Genomic DNA, 16,650 nt, shown 5'->3' with positions numbered 1-16,650 from the left:
GTTTCACCGGTATTGGGACTGTTCGATCCCTGTCAAATTGGCTGCAACCGCGATTGCGCCTGTCGCAAGATCGCTCGGAGTGTTTTGACGCGATGGGACAGGCATTGCCAAAACCTGCTTTGCGGCCGTTTCTTGCGGTGGATACGGCTGTCCTGGCGGCGATCTTCGTTACCGCCATCGAGGAGTTGACCGGCGAGGATTACAGCGAGACGCAGCAGCAAGCCTGGGCCGGCGTTGCCGACGACGAAGAGCCATTCGGCAAGCGCTTGGCCTCCGAACTCACGCTGATCGCCACGCTGCAGAATTCGCCCGTCGGCTTTGCTTCGCTGAAGGGCGCTGATCATATCGACATGCTCTACGTCCACCCCAGCGCGGCCGGGCAGGGCGTCGGCTCGATGCTGTGCGAGGCGCTGGAAAAGCTCGCGGGCGCCCGTGGTGCCAAGAGCCTCAAGGTCGATGCCAGCGACAACGCGCAGGTATTTTTTGCCAAGCGCGGTTATGTCGCCAAGCAGCGCAACAGCGTCATCGTCAATGGTGAGTGGCTCGCCAACACCACCATGGAGAAGACCTTGGTCGATGCTGCAGCGCCCGGAGTTCCATCATGAGCCGCGAACGCCTCTATCTGTTCGACACCACGCTACGCGACGGCGCGCAGACCAACGGCGTCGATTTTACCCTGAAGGACAAGCAGCTGATCGCGCAGATGCTCGACGAACTCGGCATCGATTATGTCGAGGGCGGCTATCCCGGCGCCAACCCCACCGATACCGAATTCTTTGCCGAGAAACCGGAATTCGATCATGCCAGCTTCACCGCGTTCGGCATGACCCGGCGGCCCGGCCGCTCGGCCTCGAACGATCCTGGCCTCGCGGCGCTACTGGAGGCCAAGGCCGACGCGATCTGTTTTGTCGCGAAATCCTCGGCGTATCAGGTGCGGGTGGCGCTGGAGACCACCAACGAAGAGAATCTGGCCTCGATCCGCGACAGCGTGAAGGCCGCCAAGGCCGCGGGCCGCGAAGTTATGCTGGACTGTGAGCATTTTTTCGATGGCTACAAGGAGAACCCGGAGTTTGCGCTCGCTTGCGCAAAGGCGGCCTATGATTCCGGCGCGCGCTGGGTGGTGTTGTGCGACACCAATGGCGGCACCATGCCGAACGAGATCGAGACCATCGTAGGCGAGGTCGTCAAGCAGATCCCCGGCGATCACGTCGGCATTCACGCGCATAACGATACCGAGCAGGCCGTCGCCAATTCGCTGGCTGCGGTGCGCGCGGGTGTACGGCAAATCCAGGGCACGCTAAACGGCCTCGGCGAGCGTTGCGGCAACGCCAATCTATGCTCGCTGATCCCGACCTTGCGGCTCAAGCGCGAGTTCTCCGACGCTTTCGAGATCGGTGTCTCGTCTGACAAGATGGCGACCCTGATGAAGGTTTCGCGGACGCTGGACAACATGCTCAACCGTGCGTCGAACCGGCATGCGCCCTATGTCGGTGAAAGCGCGTTCGTGACCAAGACCGGCATTCATGCGTCCGCCGTTCTGAAGGATCCGCAGACCTATGAGCACGTGCTGCCCGAGTTGGTCGGAAATCACCGCAAGGTGCTGGTTTCCGATCAGGCCGGCCGTTCCAACGTCATTGCCGAACTCGATCGCGTCGGCATTCCCTACGACAAGAAAGACCCGAAGCTGGCGCGGCTTGTCGAGGAATTGAAGGAGCGCGAAGCGGCGGGCTACGCCTATGAATCCGCCGACGCGTCGTTTGAATTGCTGGCGCGGCGCACGCTTGGTCGGGTGCCGGAATATTTTCGCGTCGAGCAATTCGATGTCAACGTCGAACAGCGCTACAACTCCAACGGTCAGCGCGTGACAGTGGCGATGGCGGTGGTGAAGGTCGATGTCGCCGGCGAGAAACTGATCTCGGCGGCCGAAGGCAACGGTCCGGTCAACGCACTCGACGTGGCGCTGCGCAAGGACCTCGGCCAGTATCAGAGCTATATCGAAGGCCTCAAGCTGATCGACTACCGTGTGCGTATCCTCAATGGCGGCACCGAAGCCGTCACGCGGGTGCTGATCGAGAGCGAGGACGAGGCGGGCGAGAGGTGGACCACGGTCGGCGTATCGCCCAATATTATCGACGCCTCGTTTCAAGCGCTGATGGACTCGGTTATCTACAAACTGGTGAAATCCGGCGCGCCGGCGTAAGGGGCAGGCCATGATCGACCATGTCTCGCTGGCTGTAAGCAATCTGGAGCGTGCGGTCCCATTTTATGAACGCGCCTTTGCGCCGCTCGGGATTTCCCGGCTGGTGACGCGGCCTGCGATGGTCGGTTTTGGCAAGACCTATCCGGAAGTCTGGATCAACCTGCGAACCGGAATGCAGCGCCTAGCCCCGGATAGCGGCGCCCATATTTGCCTGCGCGCGAAATCGACAGCCGAAGTCGACGCCTTTCATGCCGCGGCCCTGGCAGCCGGCGCAACCTCGGAAAGTGCACCATCGCTGCGTCCGCATGATCGCGTGCGCTACTATGCGGCTTTCATCATCGATCCCGATGGCAATCGCATCGAGGCGGTGACGTTTCCAAACGATTGACGGCCGGACATGTCGATGCGCGGCTTTGGTCCCGATCAGGGCTTTGCGGGCTCAGCGGCGGCAGCCGTCATCTTGCGACGGATCATGGGCAGGATCTCGCTAACGTCATCGCAGATCAAATTGTCGAGCACTTCCGAATTATAGACGAAGCCGCTGGATTTCATCCGCTCGAAGGTTTCAAGCAGCGGGGTCCAGAACGAATCGGTATTGCAGAGTATGATCGGTTTGCGGTGATGCTTGAGCTGCGCCCAGGTAAGCTGCTCGACCAGTTCCTCCAGCGTGCCGACGCCGCCCGGAAGTGCCACGAATGCATCCGAACGGTCAAACATCAGTTGCTTGCGTTCATGCATGTGGTTGGTCACCACCATTTCCTGAACCGTCTTTAGCGCGCGCTCGCGGGCGACCAGGGATTCCGGAATGATGCCCGTCACGGTACCACCGTGGTCAAGCACGGATGTCGCCACGGCCCCCATCAATCCAAATGAGCCGCCGCCATAGACGAGGTTGATTTTGTTCTCGGCAAGAATCTTGCCGAAATCCTTCGCGGCCTCGATGAACCGCGGATTGGTACCCGGGCTCGAGCCGCAGTAGACGCAGATGTTGCTGATTTTCGTCACGGCAGCGATGTGGCACCGCAACGCAGCAGCGTCAAGGCTAAGCGTCGCAGGGATAGTGATTCGCAGACGGAAAAGATTTGCCCTGGAGGGTGCGAAGATAGCCAAAAACCCTATATGAAAGCGGCATGACGAAACCAAATCACTTAATCGCTATTGCTCGGGTAAGCTGCCAGGCACGATAGATGGCTCACACAGATTCCTCCCGAGGCGCCGGCGCAGCGCAGCCTGTTTCCGACAAGTTCGTCGAACGCGCCACCTTGATCGGGACGCTCGCGCATCTTTGGCCATATATCTGGCCCAGCGATCGCGCCGATCTCAAGATGCGCGTGGTCTGGTCGATGGTGCTGCTGGTGATCGCCAAGATCGCGACACTGTCGGTACCCTTCACATTCAAATGGGCGATCGATGCGCTGACCGGCGCCGATACCGCCCCCGTACAGGCGTCGAACTGGGCGCTGTGGCTGATCGCATCGCCCTTGATCATGACCGCCAGCTACGGCGCCTTGCGCGTGCTGATGGCGGTCCTGACCCAATGGCGCGACGGCATCTTTGCAAAAGTGGCGATGCATGCGGTGCGCAAGCTCGCCTATCTCACCTTCGTCCACATGCACGAGCTGTCGCTGCGCTTTCATCTGGAGCGCAAGACCGGGGGACTGACCCGCGTGCTCGAGCGCGGCCGCACCGGCATCGAGACCATCGTGCGGATGGTGATCCTGCAACTCATCCCGACCATCGTCGAAGTTTCGCTGTTGATGGCGGTGCTGCTGTGGAAGTTCGACTGGCGTTATCTGCTGGCCACGATGATCACGGTCGTGGTGTTCATGTATTTTACCTACATCGCGACCGAATGGCGGATCGATATCCGCCGCAAGATGAACGACTCCGACACCGAGGCGAACACCAAGGCGATCGACTCGCTGCTGAATTACGAGACGGTCAAATATTTCGGCGCCGAGGAGCGCGAAGCCACGCGGTATGACCATTCGATGGAGCGCTATGAACGCGCCAGCGTGAAAACCTACACCTCGCTCGCAGTTCTCAATACCGGCCAGGCGGTTATTTTTACCGTAGGCCTGACGGCGACCATGCTGATGTGCGCGTTGGGCGTGCGTAGCGGCAGGAACACGGTGGGCGATTTTGTCATGGTCAACGCCATGATGATCCAGCTTTACCAGCCGCTGAATTTCATGGGCATGGTTTACCGCGAGATCAAGCAGGCGATCATCGACATCGAGAAGATGTTCGTCGTTCTGTCGCAAAAACCGGAAGTGAAGGATATTCCCGGCGCCCAGCCGCTGATCGTGACGTCGGGCAATATCCGCTTCGAAGATGTGCGTTTCGCCTACGATCCCGAACGGCTGATCCTCAAAGGCCTCAGCTTTGAAGTCCCGGCCGGCAAGACGGTTGCGATCGTCGGTCCATCCGGCGCCGGCAAGTCGACGATTTCACGCCTGTTGTTTCGTCTGTATGACATTTCCAGCGGCAAGATCCTGATCGACGGTCAGGATATCCGGAACGTCACGCAAGCTTCGCTGCGGGCATCGATCGGAATGGTGCCGCAGGACACTGTTCTGTTCAACGACACTATCCGTTATAACATTCGCTACGGCCGCTGGGACGCGACCGACGCCGAAGTGGAGCAGGCGGCACAACTGGCCCAAATCGACAGCTTCATCCGGATGTCACCGAAGGGGTATGAGACCCAGGTCGGCGAGCGCGGTCTGAAACTATCGGGCGGTGAGAAGCAGCGCGTGGCGATCGCGCGCACCGTCCTCAAGGCGCCGCCCATTCTGCTGCTTGACGAGGCGACGTCGGCGCTCGACAGCCACACCGAGCACGAAATCCAGGGAGCCCTGGAACGGGTGTCGCGCAACCGCACCTCGCTGGTGATCGCGCACCGGCTCTCGACTGTGGTGAGCGCTGACGAAATCATTGTGCTGGATCAGGGCCGGATCGCCGAACGTGGGACTCATTCCCAGCTTTTGGCAACGGACGGGCTTTATGCCAGTATGTGGAACAGGCAGCGCGAGGCTGAGGAAGCGCGGGAGAAGCTGGCGCGGATTGGCGACGACGGCGAAGCGCCTAACCGGTCACCCCCTCCGATCGATGACGCGCTGGCGACACCGGCCGCTGCCGAATGATTTGAAATAGCCCTCTCGCACAAGCGAAGAGGGTAAGAATAGCAAACTGCAGTGAGCTTTGATGTCCATTGGTAATTCCATTCGCGCGCAGATTCCGCCGATCCACCCGGAAGGCTATCCATTCATTGGCGGCTTTGCGCTTGGCAGTCTGATCCTGTTCTGGATCTGGACGCCGCTTGGCTGGATCGGCACGCTGCTGACGATCTGGTGCGCGCTGTTCTTTCGCGACCCGGTGCGGGTAACGCCGGTGCGGGAAGGTATTGTTGTCGCGCCGGCCGACGGACGCGTCTCGATGATCACGCAAGTATTGCCGCCGGCCGAACTCGGGCTCGGCGATCGACCATTGCCACGCGTCTCGATCTTCATGAGCGTGTTCAACTGTCATGTGAATCGCAGCCCGGTGGCGGGACGGATTGACCGGATTGCGTATCGGCCGGGAAAATTCATCAACGCTGAACTCGACAAGGCGAGCGAAGACAACGAACGCAATTCGCTCGTGATCTCGACACCGAACGGCCGGATCGGTGTCATCCAGATTGCAGGGCTGGTCGCGCGGCGGATTGTGTCGTTTGTTCGCGAAGGGCAGTCGATCGGCGCCGGCGAGCGGTTCGGTTTGATCCGCTTCGGGTCGCGTCTCGACGTCTATCTGCCTGAGGGAACCAGCGCGCTGGTCTCCGAGGGGCAGACCGCGGTGGCAGGCGAGACCATTTTGGCGGATTTCAGGCTGGGCGATCCCGGCCGCACTTATCGGGCTGATTAACCATCTGAACGACGGGATCATGCGGCTTGCCGCGATGGCGGAGCGGCTTCGTGCTTGCTATATAAGAGCGGCCATGCAGATGCCTCTTGATCCGAACTATACCGAAATGCGTCGCCGCCGGTTTCGCCCGATTCCGGTGCGGATGCTGGTGCCCAACGTCATCACGCTGCTTGCGATCTGCGCGGGGCTGACGGCGATCCGCCTGTCCACCGAAGGGCGGATGGAGTTGGCGGTAGCCGCGATCGTGTTCGCGGCCGTGCTCGATGGCCTCGACGGCCGGGTGGCGCGCATGATCAAGGGCCAGTCGAAATTCGGCGCCGAACTCGACAGCCTGGCTGACTTCGTCAATTTCGGCGTGGCGCCGGGCCTGATCCTTTACTTCTGGCAACTGCATTATCTGAACAATGGCGGCTGGATCGCGGCGATGGTTTTCGCGATCAGCGGCGGCCTGCGGCTCGCCCGTTTCAACGCGACCATGGACGATCCGAACAAACCTGCGTTTGCGGCAAATTACTTTACCGGTGTTCCGGCGCCTGCCGGCGCGATCACGGTACTGCTGCCGATCTACCTCGCGTTCCTGGGCGTGCCGAAGCCTCCGGCGGTGCTCACCGCGTTCTACACATTGTTGATTGCGTTCCTGATGGTTTCGCGCCTGCCGGTGTTTTCCGGCAAGACCGTGCGCATGCGCGTGCCGCCGGAAATGGTGCTGCCGGTTTTCGTCTCCGTCGTTTTCTTCATTGCACTTCTGATCGGTTATCCCTGGCACATCCTCTCGGTGGGATCGGTGCTCTACCTTGTGAGCCTGCCGGCGGGCTGGAAATCCTATCGCGACCACGCGCGCAAAGCCGCTGCGCAAAACGCCGTTCCGGCCAATGTGGCGCCATCAACCCCGCCGCCGCCACCGTACGCACCGCCCGTTTCCGAGCCGCAACCGGGCGACCGGCCAGTTCGGCTGAACTGAACCTGATCGACGGCCAAGCGGGCGTTATTCCGAAATATCTGGCATGAGAGATCGGCCGGTTGGGTTCGTTCCCAATGTCGGGTATAGCCTGATCATATCCGGCCCGGAGCAATCGGTCGGCTTTAACGATCAGGAGAGAACGCCGTGACGAAATCCGTATCCGCGCCGCTGCCCGCTTCCGTCCTCGAAGCCTTGGCGCGCTATGACACGCCGACGATCTGCAACGCGATGGAGATCGTTGCGCCGGAGCGTCGGCTGATCGGCTACACGACGAAGCCGCTGGTTTGCCCATTTCCTGATTTGCCGCCGATCGTCGGCTACGCGCGGACCGTGACGATCCGCTCGGTCCTTCAGTCCGGCCTGCCGGCCGCCGAACAGGCCAAGCGGCGGATCGAGTACTACGAATATATGGGGACCGGACACGGCCCGCGTATCACCGTGATCCAGGACATCGACGGCGCCGATGTCGGTTACGGTGCGTTCTGGGGTGAGGTTCAGAGCAACGTCCACAAGGCGCTCGGCTGCATCGGCGTCGTCACCGACGGATCGATCCGCGACATTCCGCAATGGGCGCCGGGCTTCCAGGCGCTGGCGGGCTCGATCGGCCCGTCGCATGCCTGGGTCCATGCCGAAAGTTTTGGCGGCGAGGTTCGCGTTGCCGGAATGACGGTGCGTTCCGACGATCTGATTCACGCGGATAGCCACGGCGCCATCGTGATCCCGCACGATATCGCGGCGAAATTGCCCGATGCGGCCGAACTCTGCGGACGCCGTGAGACGCCAATTCTGGAGATTGCGCGCAGCCCCGACTTCACGCTCGAAAAACTCAAAGAGGCGCTGAAGCGTTCGGCTGAAATCCACTAACGGAGACCATATGGCGAGGATGGACGGCAAGACGGTCCTGATCACCGGCTCGACCGATGGTGTCGGCCGCTATGTTGCGGCCAGACTGGCCGCCGCCGGCGCCAAGGTCCTGATCCACGGCCGCGACAGGGAGCGGGCGAAAACGCTTGCCGACGAGATACGCCGTCAAGGACACGGTGAGCCAACCTTCTATCACGCCGATCTGTCGTCGCTTGCCGGCGCTCGACAGCTTGCCGAAGCGGTACTCGCCAGTGAGAAGCGGCTCGACGTGTTCATCAGCAATGCCGGCATTGGCTCGCGCACGCTCGGGTCCGAGCGCCGGACCAGCGCGGACGGATATGAATTGCGCTTTGCCGTGAACTATCTCGCGGGGTTTCTGCTCGCGCATCTGCTGCTGCCGCTGATCAAGGCAAGCGCGCCGTCGCGTATCGTGAATGTCGCCTCACTCGGCCAGTACCCGATCGATTTCGATGACGTGATGATTACGAAAGGCTACGACGGCACGCGCGCCTATTCGCAAAGCAAGCTCGCGCAAATCATGTTCACCATCGATCTCGCCAACGAGCTCAAGGGATCTGATGTCACGGTCAACTCGCTGCATCCCGCCACCTACATGAACACCACGATGGTGCGCGAGGGCGGCATCACGCCGATCAGCACGGTCGAGCAGGGCGGCAAGGCCATCCTGCATCTGGCTGAAGGCGACGATGTCGCCGGCAAGACCGGACTATTCTACAACGGCATGCAGCCGTCGAAAGCCAACGCGCAGGCCTATGATGAGGCCGCCCGCAAACGGTTGCGGGCGCTCAGCCTGGAGCTCACGGGCCTCGGTTGAATCACGGCCAGCGTTTTGTTGTCATTGCGAGCGAAGCGGAGCAATCCATCGGGCGTCTTACTAGGCCCCCTGGATTGCTTCGTGTCATCGGGCGGCGCTTCGCGCCGACCCGTTGGCTCCTCGCAATGACGAGAACGCCGACCCGGATCATTTGACCATGTGGAACGCGCCGTCCTTGACTTCAATCAGGAAGGCCGAACGTTCGTCATAGCCATTGTGGTTGTCCGGCGTCATGTTGGAGAGGCCGTTGTTGAGCGCGAGATCCTTGGTCTTCTCGATCTCATTGCGCAGCGCGGCGCGGAATTCCTCGGTCCCCGGTTTGGCTACCTTCAGCGCTCCCGGTATCGCATGCTCCACCAGGGTCATGGAGTCCCAGAGATGCGCGCCGAAGATCGAGGGAATGTTTCCGTTCGCGGCCTTGTAGGCGTCGACGAAGGCCGCGGTTGTCTTCCGGAACGGGCTGTCCGCCGGCAGGTCGTTGACGACGGTGAAGGCTTCGCCGGTGAAGATCGCGCCGTCCACATCCTTGCCGCCGAGCTTGATGAACTCTTCTGTCGCGACGCCATGGGTCTGGAAAATTGGTCCCTTGTAGCCGCGCTCGCGCAAGGCTTTTTGCGGCAACACGGCCGGCGTGCCCGCTGAAGCCACGAATATCGCGTCGGGCTTGGTGGCGAGAATCTTCAAAGCCTGCCCGGTGACGCTGGCATCGCTGCGCGCGTAGACTTCGTGGCCTGTCAGCGTGATGCCGAGCTTGGGCGCGGCCTCGCTCAGTACTTTGTAATAGCCTTCGCCATACGCGTCGGAGACGCCGATATAGCCCAGCGTCTTGACGCCGGTCTTGGCGATGTATTTGAGGATCGCGTTGGCCATGATGTCGTCATTCGGTACGACCTTGAACACCCATTTGCGCTTGTCATCCATCGGCGCGACCAGAATGGCAGCAGCCGCAAGCGAGAGCAGGGGTGTTTTGGCTTCGGCCGCGATATCGATCAGCGGCAGGCTGACCGGCGTGAGCGATGAGCCGATCAATACGTCGACCTTTTCTTCGGTGATGAGCTTGCGTGCGTTCTGCGCGCCCTTGGTCGGATCGGATTCATCGTCCAGCGCGAAGTAAGTGATTTTCTGACCGGCGATCTCTTTCGGCAGCGCCGCGACCGTCTTGCTTTGCGGCTGGCCGAGCGCAGCACCCGGTCCGGACGCGCTCATGGTGATGCCAACCTTGATCTGCGCATGCGCGCTGCCGGCGGACAGCACCACGGCCGTCAGCGCGATCATCCATCCCTTATTTCCTAACATGACGTTTCCCTCCGGTTTGTTATTGGTTTGATTGTCTCTATTCTAATACTCGTTGCCGCCCAGGCCGAGATAACTTTCGACCAGTCTCGGGTCCCGGGCGATTTCCGCCGGCGGTCCCTGCGTGGTGATGGCGCCGAGCTCCATCACGTAAGCATAGTCCGCCACTTCGAGCGCGGCCCGCGCATTCTGCTCGACCAGCAGAATGGAAACGCCGGTCTTGCGCAAGTCGGTCAGGATATGAAAGACGTCGCGAACGATGCGCGGCGCGAGCCCCAGGCTTGGCTCATCGAGCATCAGCAGCACCGGCCGCGCCATCAGCGCGCGGCCCATCGCCAGCATCTGCCGTTCGCCACCGGACAGCGTCCCGGCCAGCTGCTGCCGCCGCTCTTGCAGCCGCGGCAAACGCGTATAAATCTCGCTCAAGGTCTGCTTGCGTTCGGCCCGAGACCGCCGAAACCCTCCGAGCAGCAAATTGTCCTCGACTGGCATGTCGGCGAACAATTCGCGCCGTTCCGGTACCAGCGAAAGACCGGCCTGCACGCGGTTCTCCAGCGACACTGAACTCATCTCGGCATCGTGGAATCCGATGCGGCCCTTGGCCTTCAGCAGCCCCATGATGGCGTTGAGCAGCGTTGTCTTGCCCGCGCCATTGGAGCCGATCACGGTGACAAGGGCGCCCGTGTTCACCGCGATCGAGACGTTGTGCACGACCTGTGCGCGCCCGTAGGAAACGCAGAGATCGCGAACATCCAGCAGCGGCGCGGTCACGATACGCCTCCGAGATAGGCTTCGAGCACGGCGGGATTCTGCCGGATATCAGCGGGCACGCCTTCGGCGATCTTGGTGCCGAAGTCCAGCACCACCAGGCGATCCGCAAGGCTCATGACGAAATCCATGTCGTGCTCGACCAGCAGCACGCTGATTCCCTCGCCGCGGACCTCGCGAAGCAAACGCGCCAGTGCTTTCTTCTCGCCGACGCGTAAGCCAGCGGCGGGCTCGTCGAGCAACAGCAGCACCGGATTGAGACATAGTGCACGCGCGACCTCGACCAGCCGCAACTGGCCGAGCGCCAGCGTGCCGGCCGGCTTGAACGCGACATCGGTGAGACCGACGCGATCGAGCTGACGTTGCGCATTGGCAAACAGCAGCGCTTCTTCGGCGCGATCGAGATCGAGGATCGAACGCAGCATACCGGCAGATCCGCGCAAATGCGCGCCGAGCGCGACGTTCTCGATCACGCTCATATCGGCCACGATTTCAACGTGCTGAAAGGTGCGCCCGAGACCAAGCGTTGCGGCCCGTTGTGGCGTCTGGGCCCGCAACTCATGGCCTTCGAACTGAATGTGGCCGGAGGTCAGCGGAAGCACGCCGGTGATCAGATTGAAGGTGGTGCTCTTGCCGGCGCCATTGGGACCGATCAGGCCGATAATCTCGGCGCTTGCGACCTCGAAGCTGACGTCATTCACGGCAACCAGCCCGCCGAATGCCTTGCGTGCGGATTGCGCCTGCAACAGCGGTGTCCCGGCTGCGGGCAGCACGCGATCGGGCAAATGTTGATCCTTGGGCGGAATCGGCAGCCTGGGTGGCGGCGGAAGCCCAAACAGGATCGGCCATAATCCGCCGGATGCCGATTGCAGGATCAGCACCAGGATCGCGCCGAACGCGATCGCTTCGAAATTACCGGTATTGCCGACGAGCCACGGCAGAAAATTCTGCAATTGATCGCGCAGCACCGTAATTCCCGCGGCGCCGAGAATGGCGCCGTAGACGCGCCCGGCGCCGCCCAGAACCGCCATCAAAAGATATTCGGTGCCGGCTCCGATTCCGAACGGACCGGGCGAAACAGAACGCTGGAAGTGCGCGTAGAGCCAGCCCGCAAGGCCCGCCAGCATCGCGGCATAGACGAACACCATCAGCTTGGCGGCAGAAGTATTCACGCCGAAAGCCTCAGCGGCGCGGGTGCTGCGCCGAAGCGCGCGGATCGCGCGACCGACGCGGCCGCCGAGCAGATTTTGCGTCGCGACCACCGCGAGCATGACGGCGATCCAGACCACCACGAAATACTCGCGTGGCTTGATCAGCGCGTGCGAGCCGATCCGCAGGGCAGGGATGCCGTCGAGGCCATCGTGCGCGCCGAGCCAGCCGACATTGCCAAACAGATAGAAAAACGCGATGCCCCAGGCGATGGTGCCAAGCGGCAGATAGTGGCCGGACAGGCGGACCGTGATCGCGCCGATCAGGCCGGCAACAAGCATCGTCACAACCAGCGAAGCGGGTAGCGTCAGCCACGGCGAGATGCCGAAACGCAAAGTCAGGACGGCGGTGGTGTAGGCGCCAAAGCCGACAAAGGCGGCCTGTCCGAACGACGTCATGCCGCCGACACCGGTCAACAGCACGAGACCGATCGCGACAAGGCTCGAAATGCCGATGTAGTTGAAGAGCGTGATCCAATAGTCCGGCAGCAGCCCCGTGAACGGCGCGATCAGGATCGCCAACGCGCAAACGCCGGGAATAACGGGTCCGCGAGGCAGCTTCATTCGGTTTCCTCGGCGTGCGGCGCATACACCGAGCGCCAGGCAAGAACCGGAATGATCAGTGTGAAAACCAGCACTTCCTTGAAGTTGCTCGCCCAGAATGAGAACAACGCTTCGGCAAATCCGACGCCAAGCGCCGCGAGCACTGTCATGGGATAGCTCACGAGCCCGCCGAGGATCGCCGCAACGAAGGCTTTCAATCCGATCAGGAAGCCGCTGTCGTAAAACACCGTCATCAATGGGCCAACCAGCACGCCGGAAACCGCGCCGAGAAGAGCGGCCAATGCGAACGCGATTTGTCCGGCCGCCGAGGTCGGAATCCCCACCAATCGCGCGCCGATACGGTTCGACGAGCAGGCGCGGAGCGCCTTGCCGAGCAGGGTTCGCCCGAAAAACACCGCGAACAATGCCAGCAGCAGCGCCGTGACCACCACCACTGCGACGCTTTGGCCGGTCACGACGAGGTCGCCGAGCGAAAACGAGGCCGACGACAGCGGCGCCGTACCGGTGCCTTCGGGTCCGAAAAACAACAGGCCCAACCCGGTCAGCGAAAAATGCACGCCGAACGCGGCCATCAGCAGCACAAGGACGCTGGAATGAGCGATCGGCTCGAACGCGATACGATAGATCATCGGGCCCATCGGCGTGATCAGCGCGATCGCGAGCAGGATGTCCACTGCCTGGCCAAGCTTCAGCGGCGCCAGCGTTCGCGTCAGCAGCAGGAGAGCGATCGGCAACGCCAGATCGAACAGCACGATCCTGGCTACGCGCCGCACGGTCAGCTCGCGAAAATGCCGCACCAGCTCGGAGGTTGCCGCCAGGCATCCAAGCGCCAGCAACAACCATGGCGTCGACGGAACTTTGCCATTCTCGAGCGCAGCAATGGTCAGCGCGGTAAACGCCACAAACTCGCCCTGCGGGACCAGGATGACCCGCGTGACCGCAAACACCAATACGGTCGCGATCGCAACGAGCGCATAGACCGCACCGTTGATGATGCCGTCCTGCAGCAGGAACAGGAAAATGGTTGCGTCCACGCGCGTTCGATCCCCCGGGAGGCGCTGTATCCGGGGATTGTGCTGCCCGGTGCGCTGGCTTTTTTCGTTGCAGCCAAATTCACCAACCGTCTGCCTAATTCAAGCGGATAGTTCGGCCCAGTCCGGTGACGACGGGATTTCGCAACCTTAGGATTGCTGAAACGGCTTCAGCATCCTGGTTAGGGTCGGGCCGATGGCCCGAAGCTCCCTCAAATGGATTTTGGACAGCTTCTGGAGCCGTTTTTCGCCTTCCCTTGTCAGCTTCACCAGAACGCGCCGGCCATCGGCGTCGTCGACGACCCGGCTCAAAAGTTCGAGTTTTGTCATTCGATCCACCAGTTCGACAGCGGTGTGGTGCCGAATGAGCAGAAACTTCGCAAGATCACCGATGGAAACAGGGTCGCGGTTGGAAAATCCCCTGATGATAAGAAGCGTCTGATGCTGTTGAGGCGTCAGCCCGGCCTTCTCGGCCGCGGCGGTGCTGAATGCCTGAAATTTCCGCAATTCATATCGCAGCCGCGCGAGCGCTTCATAATCCACGACATCGGGCGTATTGCGACCATCTGACGCCTCGCGGGCGCGAGCCTTTGCCGGGCGTCGTGGTCCTCTTGTTGAGACGGCCATTCCCATCCCTATGCTGCACGCGTGCGCGGATTGCCGGTGTCGGCGACACCAATACGTCGCGCATCCCGGTCGATGGTACAATATGCCGGGCCGGTGGCGATGATTCCAGCCTTTTCGGCGGGAGGCTCAAGCCTCAGGATTTTCCGTTGGCCGTATTGAGAAGATGCAACAGAATCTTCTGAACGGCGATCGGGATCGTCGTGCTTTTGCGGCGCACGGATTTTTCGAGGGCTGCCGCGATTTCGGCATGGGTGAGTTCGCCAGCGGTAAATTTCGCGCTCAAGTCTCTCCATGTTTCCGAGAGCGATTTGCCCGCGTAGAGTAGCGGCTGAATCGTCACCCCCTGCGATTGCGCCCACTGGACGATCTCGGCCGTGGTTCGAGGGCCGCAGTTTCGCGCGGTCAGCAGATGCTTGAACGTCATTTCCCGTAGCAAGGCGGTAGACGGAATCCATTGCTCTCGGGTCGCACATTCGCCGGTGATTTCAGCCGCCAACATTTTCAAAACGTTCAGGGCGCGGTTGCTGAGCCCACGGGAATGAGCGCGCCCGAACGTGGCAATGCCGCCCCGGGCCGGGGAGGCCGCGTCTTCCGCCAATTTGAAGCGGGCGCCGGTCGAAAATGCACGCTCGACTTTTTCGTCTGACGCTGCGACTGCGTGCCGGTCTCGCGCGATAGCGCCGTCTTTCGCAGGCATTTCCTCTCCTGTCCTGCCAGGCTGCTTCCGTGCACCGCACTGCACAATCCGGGCGGAGCTATCCGTATATCGTGAGACGATATATATTCCGATGCAAGTGTGCCCTTCTGCGACGAAAGTGACATTGACAGCGGCGCATATCGTGAAGCGATATGGCCGCACCACATCAGCACACAGCGCGCATCCACGCAGGAGCGCCAGCTCGTGCGATATCGTCTGAATGTCCGACTAAAGTCGGATACGTCACAATAAATAGTTGGGAGGACCGGTAGTGAAAAACGCAATTGTCGGACAAGATTCGGGCCTCGTAGTCTCCCGTCGCAGGCTGTTGCAGACCGCTGCAGGGCTGGCAGGTGGAGCGATGCTTCCAGCGGGGATGATGCTCCCGGCATTTGCCGAGGATCATCCGGAAATCGGGACATATCCGGCCGGCTCATCGGGTTCTTCGGTTTTCATCGGCATTTCCGTGCCGCGCACCGGGACCTATGCGGTGCAGGGCGAAGACGAGCTCAAGGGCTACGAGCTTGCGATCGAGCACATCAACAGCGGTCACGAGCTGATCAAGAAGATCTCGCCCAAGACCACCAAGGGCCTGCTTGGCAAGGAATTGAAATACGGCGTCGCGGATTCCGCCGCCAAGCCGAACGAAGCCGTGCAGGCGCAGCAGCGCTTCATCAGCGAGAACAAGGCGATCATGATCACCGGCGGCACTTCGAGCGCCGTGGCGGTCGCGCTGAACAAGCTCGCGCAACGCGAAAAGGTTCTGTTCGTGTGCGGTATCTCCGGTTCGAACGACACCACCGGCAAGGACTGCGTCCGCTATGGTGTCCGTCAGAACTTCTACGGCCAGACGGCTGCAGCCGCGATCAGCCCGGTGCTGATCAAGACCTTCGGCAAGAACAAGAAGGCCGCTTACCTGACGCCGGACTACACCTATGGCCACACCGTTACGAAGTCGATGCAGGATCAACTCGCGGCTGCGGGATGGACGACGACCACCAACCAGGTCTCGCCGCTCGGCGCGCCCGACTATTCATCCTATCTGCTCAATGTCGCCAATTCCGGCGCCGACGTCCTCATCAACGTCAACTGGGGACACGATGCCGTGCTGTCGATCCAGCAGGCCAAGCAGTTCGGCGTGCTCGACAAGATGAAGCTCATCGTTCCCTACCAGGTGCCGTTCCTCGCCCGCGAGACCGGTGGCCTGATGCAGGGCGTCTATGCTTCCACCGACTACTGGTGGACCATCGAGGACAAGTATCCGCTGGCCAAGATGTTCAACGAGGCGTTCGAGAAGAAGAACGGCTACAAGCCTGAGTGGGGCGCGGCAAACTCCTACATCAGCTTCGCGCACTGGGCGCGCATGATCGAAGAGGCCGGCACCTTCTATCCGCCAGATGTCATCAAGACCTATGAGAAGGAAGAAACGATCCCGTCCCTGGTTGGCGACGTGCACTACCGCAAGGAAGACCACCAGTGCGTTCGTCCCGTCATTATCGTCAAGGGCAAGATGGAAAAGGACATGAAGGGCAAGGAAGACTACTATGACGTGGTCGAAATCGTGCCCGGCGAGGGATTGATGCAGAAGCCGGACGCGTTTGGCTGCAATCTCGGCGATTATACCTGAGCGACGCTTGAACCCTGGCGCCGCAGGCTATATTCCCTGCGGCGCCTTTTTAGTTGCTGCGTTTGACGA

The 16,650-nt window shown here is 61.2% G+C and carries 16 protein-coding genes; 9 read left to right on the top strand and 7 right to left on the bottom strand.

Features of this window, described 5'->3' with window-relative positions; genetic code table 11:
- The first annotated feature begins 92 nt into the window (after positions 1-92).
- From BLV09_RS09855 to BLV09_RS09845, 3 genes are read left to right on the top strand one after another with little or no spacing between them, the layout of a single operon-like run.
- Positions 93-605: a GNAT family N-acetyltransferase gene (locus BLV09_RS09855; RefSeq protein ID WP_146687150.1), complete on the top strand. Its 513-nt coding sequence runs from the start codon at positions 93-95 to the stop codon at positions 603-605.
- On the top strand, positions 602-2,200 hold the full coding sequence (cimA, locus tag BLV09_RS09850; protein ID WP_146687149.1) for a citramalate synthase: 1,599 nt from the start codon (positions 602-604) through the stop codon (positions 2,198-2,200). Before BLV09_RS09855 ends, cimA begins: the two co-directional genes overlap by 4 nt.
- 10 nt (positions 2,201-2,210) lie before the next feature.
- A complete protein-coding gene (locus tag BLV09_RS09845; RefSeq protein ID WP_146687148.1) occupies positions 2,211-2,588 on the top strand; it encodes a VOC family protein in 378 nt (125 codons plus the stop codon).
- 35 nt (positions 2,589-2,623) lie between these two features.
- Here BLV09_RS09845 and BLV09_RS09840 read toward each other — a convergent pair whose 3' ends face one another.
- Complete coding sequence (locus tag BLV09_RS09840) at positions 2,624-3,214, bottom strand: TIGR00730 family Rossman fold protein (RefSeq protein ID WP_146691043.1); 591 nt, start codon at positions 3,212-3,214, stop codon at positions 2,624-2,626.
- A gap of 173 nt (positions 3,215-3,387) precedes the next feature.
- On the opposite strand from BLV09_RS09840, the gene BLV09_RS09835 reads away from it, so the two are divergent.
- The 5 genes from BLV09_RS09835 to BLV09_RS09815 all read left to right on the top strand — a co-directional run bounded on the left by BLV09_RS09835 (position 3,388) and on the right by BLV09_RS09815 (position 8,766).
- Positions 3,388-5,346 carry an ABCB family ABC transporter ATP-binding protein/permease gene (locus BLV09_RS09835; RefSeq protein WP_146687147.1) on the top strand — a complete coding sequence of 653 codons (1,959 nt, stop codon included), beginning with the start codon at positions 3,388-3,390 and terminating at the stop codon, positions 5,344-5,346.
- Between the two features lie 61 nt (positions 5,347-5,407).
- Positions 5,408-6,106: a phosphatidylserine decarboxylase gene (locus BLV09_RS09830; protein ID WP_146687146.1), complete on the top strand. Its 699-nt coding sequence runs from the start codon at positions 5,408-5,410 to the stop codon at positions 6,104-6,106.
- Between the two features lie 79 nt (positions 6,107-6,185).
- The gene (pssA, locus tag BLV09_RS09825) at positions 6,186-7,067 is read left to right on the top strand and encodes a CDP-diacylglycerol--serine O-phosphatidyltransferase (protein WP_167559063.1); all 882 of its coding nucleotides are present in this window, start codon (positions 6,186-6,188) and stop codon (positions 7,065-7,067) included.
- A gap of 144 nt (positions 7,068-7,211) precedes the next feature.
- Positions 7,212-7,931 carry an RraA family protein gene (locus tag BLV09_RS09820; RefSeq protein WP_100381201.1) on the top strand — a complete coding sequence of 240 codons (720 nt, stop codon included), beginning with the start codon at positions 7,212-7,214 and terminating at the stop codon, positions 7,929-7,931.
- Positions 7,932-7,941: 10 nt separating this feature from the next.
- Positions 7,942-8,766: an SDR family NAD(P)-dependent oxidoreductase gene (locus tag BLV09_RS09815; RefSeq protein ID WP_146687145.1), complete on the top strand. Its 825-nt coding sequence runs from the start codon at positions 7,942-7,944 to the stop codon at positions 8,764-8,766.
- 147 nt (positions 8,767-8,913) lie between these two features.
- Here the strand turns inward: BLV09_RS09815 and BLV09_RS09810 are convergent, their stop codons facing one another.
- From BLV09_RS09810 to BLV09_RS09785, 6 genes are all read right to left on the bottom strand, one after another.
- On the bottom strand, positions 8,914-10,062 hold the full coding sequence (locus tag BLV09_RS09810) for an ABC transporter substrate-binding protein (protein WP_146687144.1): 1,149 nt from the start codon (positions 10,060-10,062) through the stop codon (positions 8,914-8,916).
- 42 nt (positions 10,063-10,104) lie between these two features.
- On the bottom strand, positions 10,105-10,830 hold the full coding sequence (locus BLV09_RS09805; protein ID WP_146687143.1) for an ABC transporter ATP-binding protein: 726 nt from the start codon (positions 10,828-10,830) through the stop codon (positions 10,105-10,107).
- Complete coding sequence (locus BLV09_RS09800; protein WP_146687142.1) at positions 10,827-12,599, bottom strand: branched-chain amino acid ABC transporter ATP-binding protein/permease; 1,773 nt, start codon at positions 12,597-12,599, stop codon at positions 10,827-10,829. Before BLV09_RS09800 ends, BLV09_RS09805 begins: the two co-directional genes overlap by 4 nt.
- Entirely contained in the window at positions 12,596-13,633 is a 1,038-nt protein-coding gene (locus tag BLV09_RS09795) for a branched-chain amino acid ABC transporter permease (protein ID WP_146687141.1), read from the bottom strand. Before BLV09_RS09795 ends, BLV09_RS09800 begins: the two co-directional genes overlap by 4 nt.
- A gap of 147 nt (positions 13,634-13,780) precedes the next feature.
- Positions 13,781-14,257 carry a MarR family winged helix-turn-helix transcriptional regulator gene (locus BLV09_RS09790; RefSeq protein WP_100381207.1) on the bottom strand — a complete coding sequence of 159 codons (477 nt, stop codon included), beginning with the start codon at positions 14,255-14,257 and terminating at the stop codon, positions 13,781-13,783.
- A gap of 133 nt (positions 14,258-14,390) precedes the next feature.
- A complete protein-coding gene (locus BLV09_RS09785) occupies positions 14,391-14,855 on the bottom strand; it encodes a hypothetical protein (protein WP_146687140.1) in 465 nt (154 codons plus the stop codon).
- A 460-nt stretch (positions 14,856-15,315) separates the two neighbouring features.
- On the opposite strand from BLV09_RS09785, the gene BLV09_RS09780 reads away from it, so the two are divergent.
- Complete coding sequence (locus tag BLV09_RS09780) at positions 15,316-16,581, top strand: substrate-binding protein (protein ID WP_174556592.1); 1,266 nt, start codon at positions 15,316-15,318, stop codon at positions 16,579-16,581.
- Positions 16,582-16,650 lie beyond the last annotated feature (69 nt).

Origin of the sequence: Bradyrhizobium canariense (assembly GCF_900105125.1) — a bacterium.
Classification (GTDB): Bacteria; Pseudomonadota; Alphaproteobacteria; order Rhizobiales; family Xanthobacteraceae; genus Bradyrhizobium; species Bradyrhizobium canariense_A.
The sequence above is the reverse complement of the archived record's forward strand: the minus strand, read 5'-3'. Positions and strand labels throughout refer to the sequence as shown.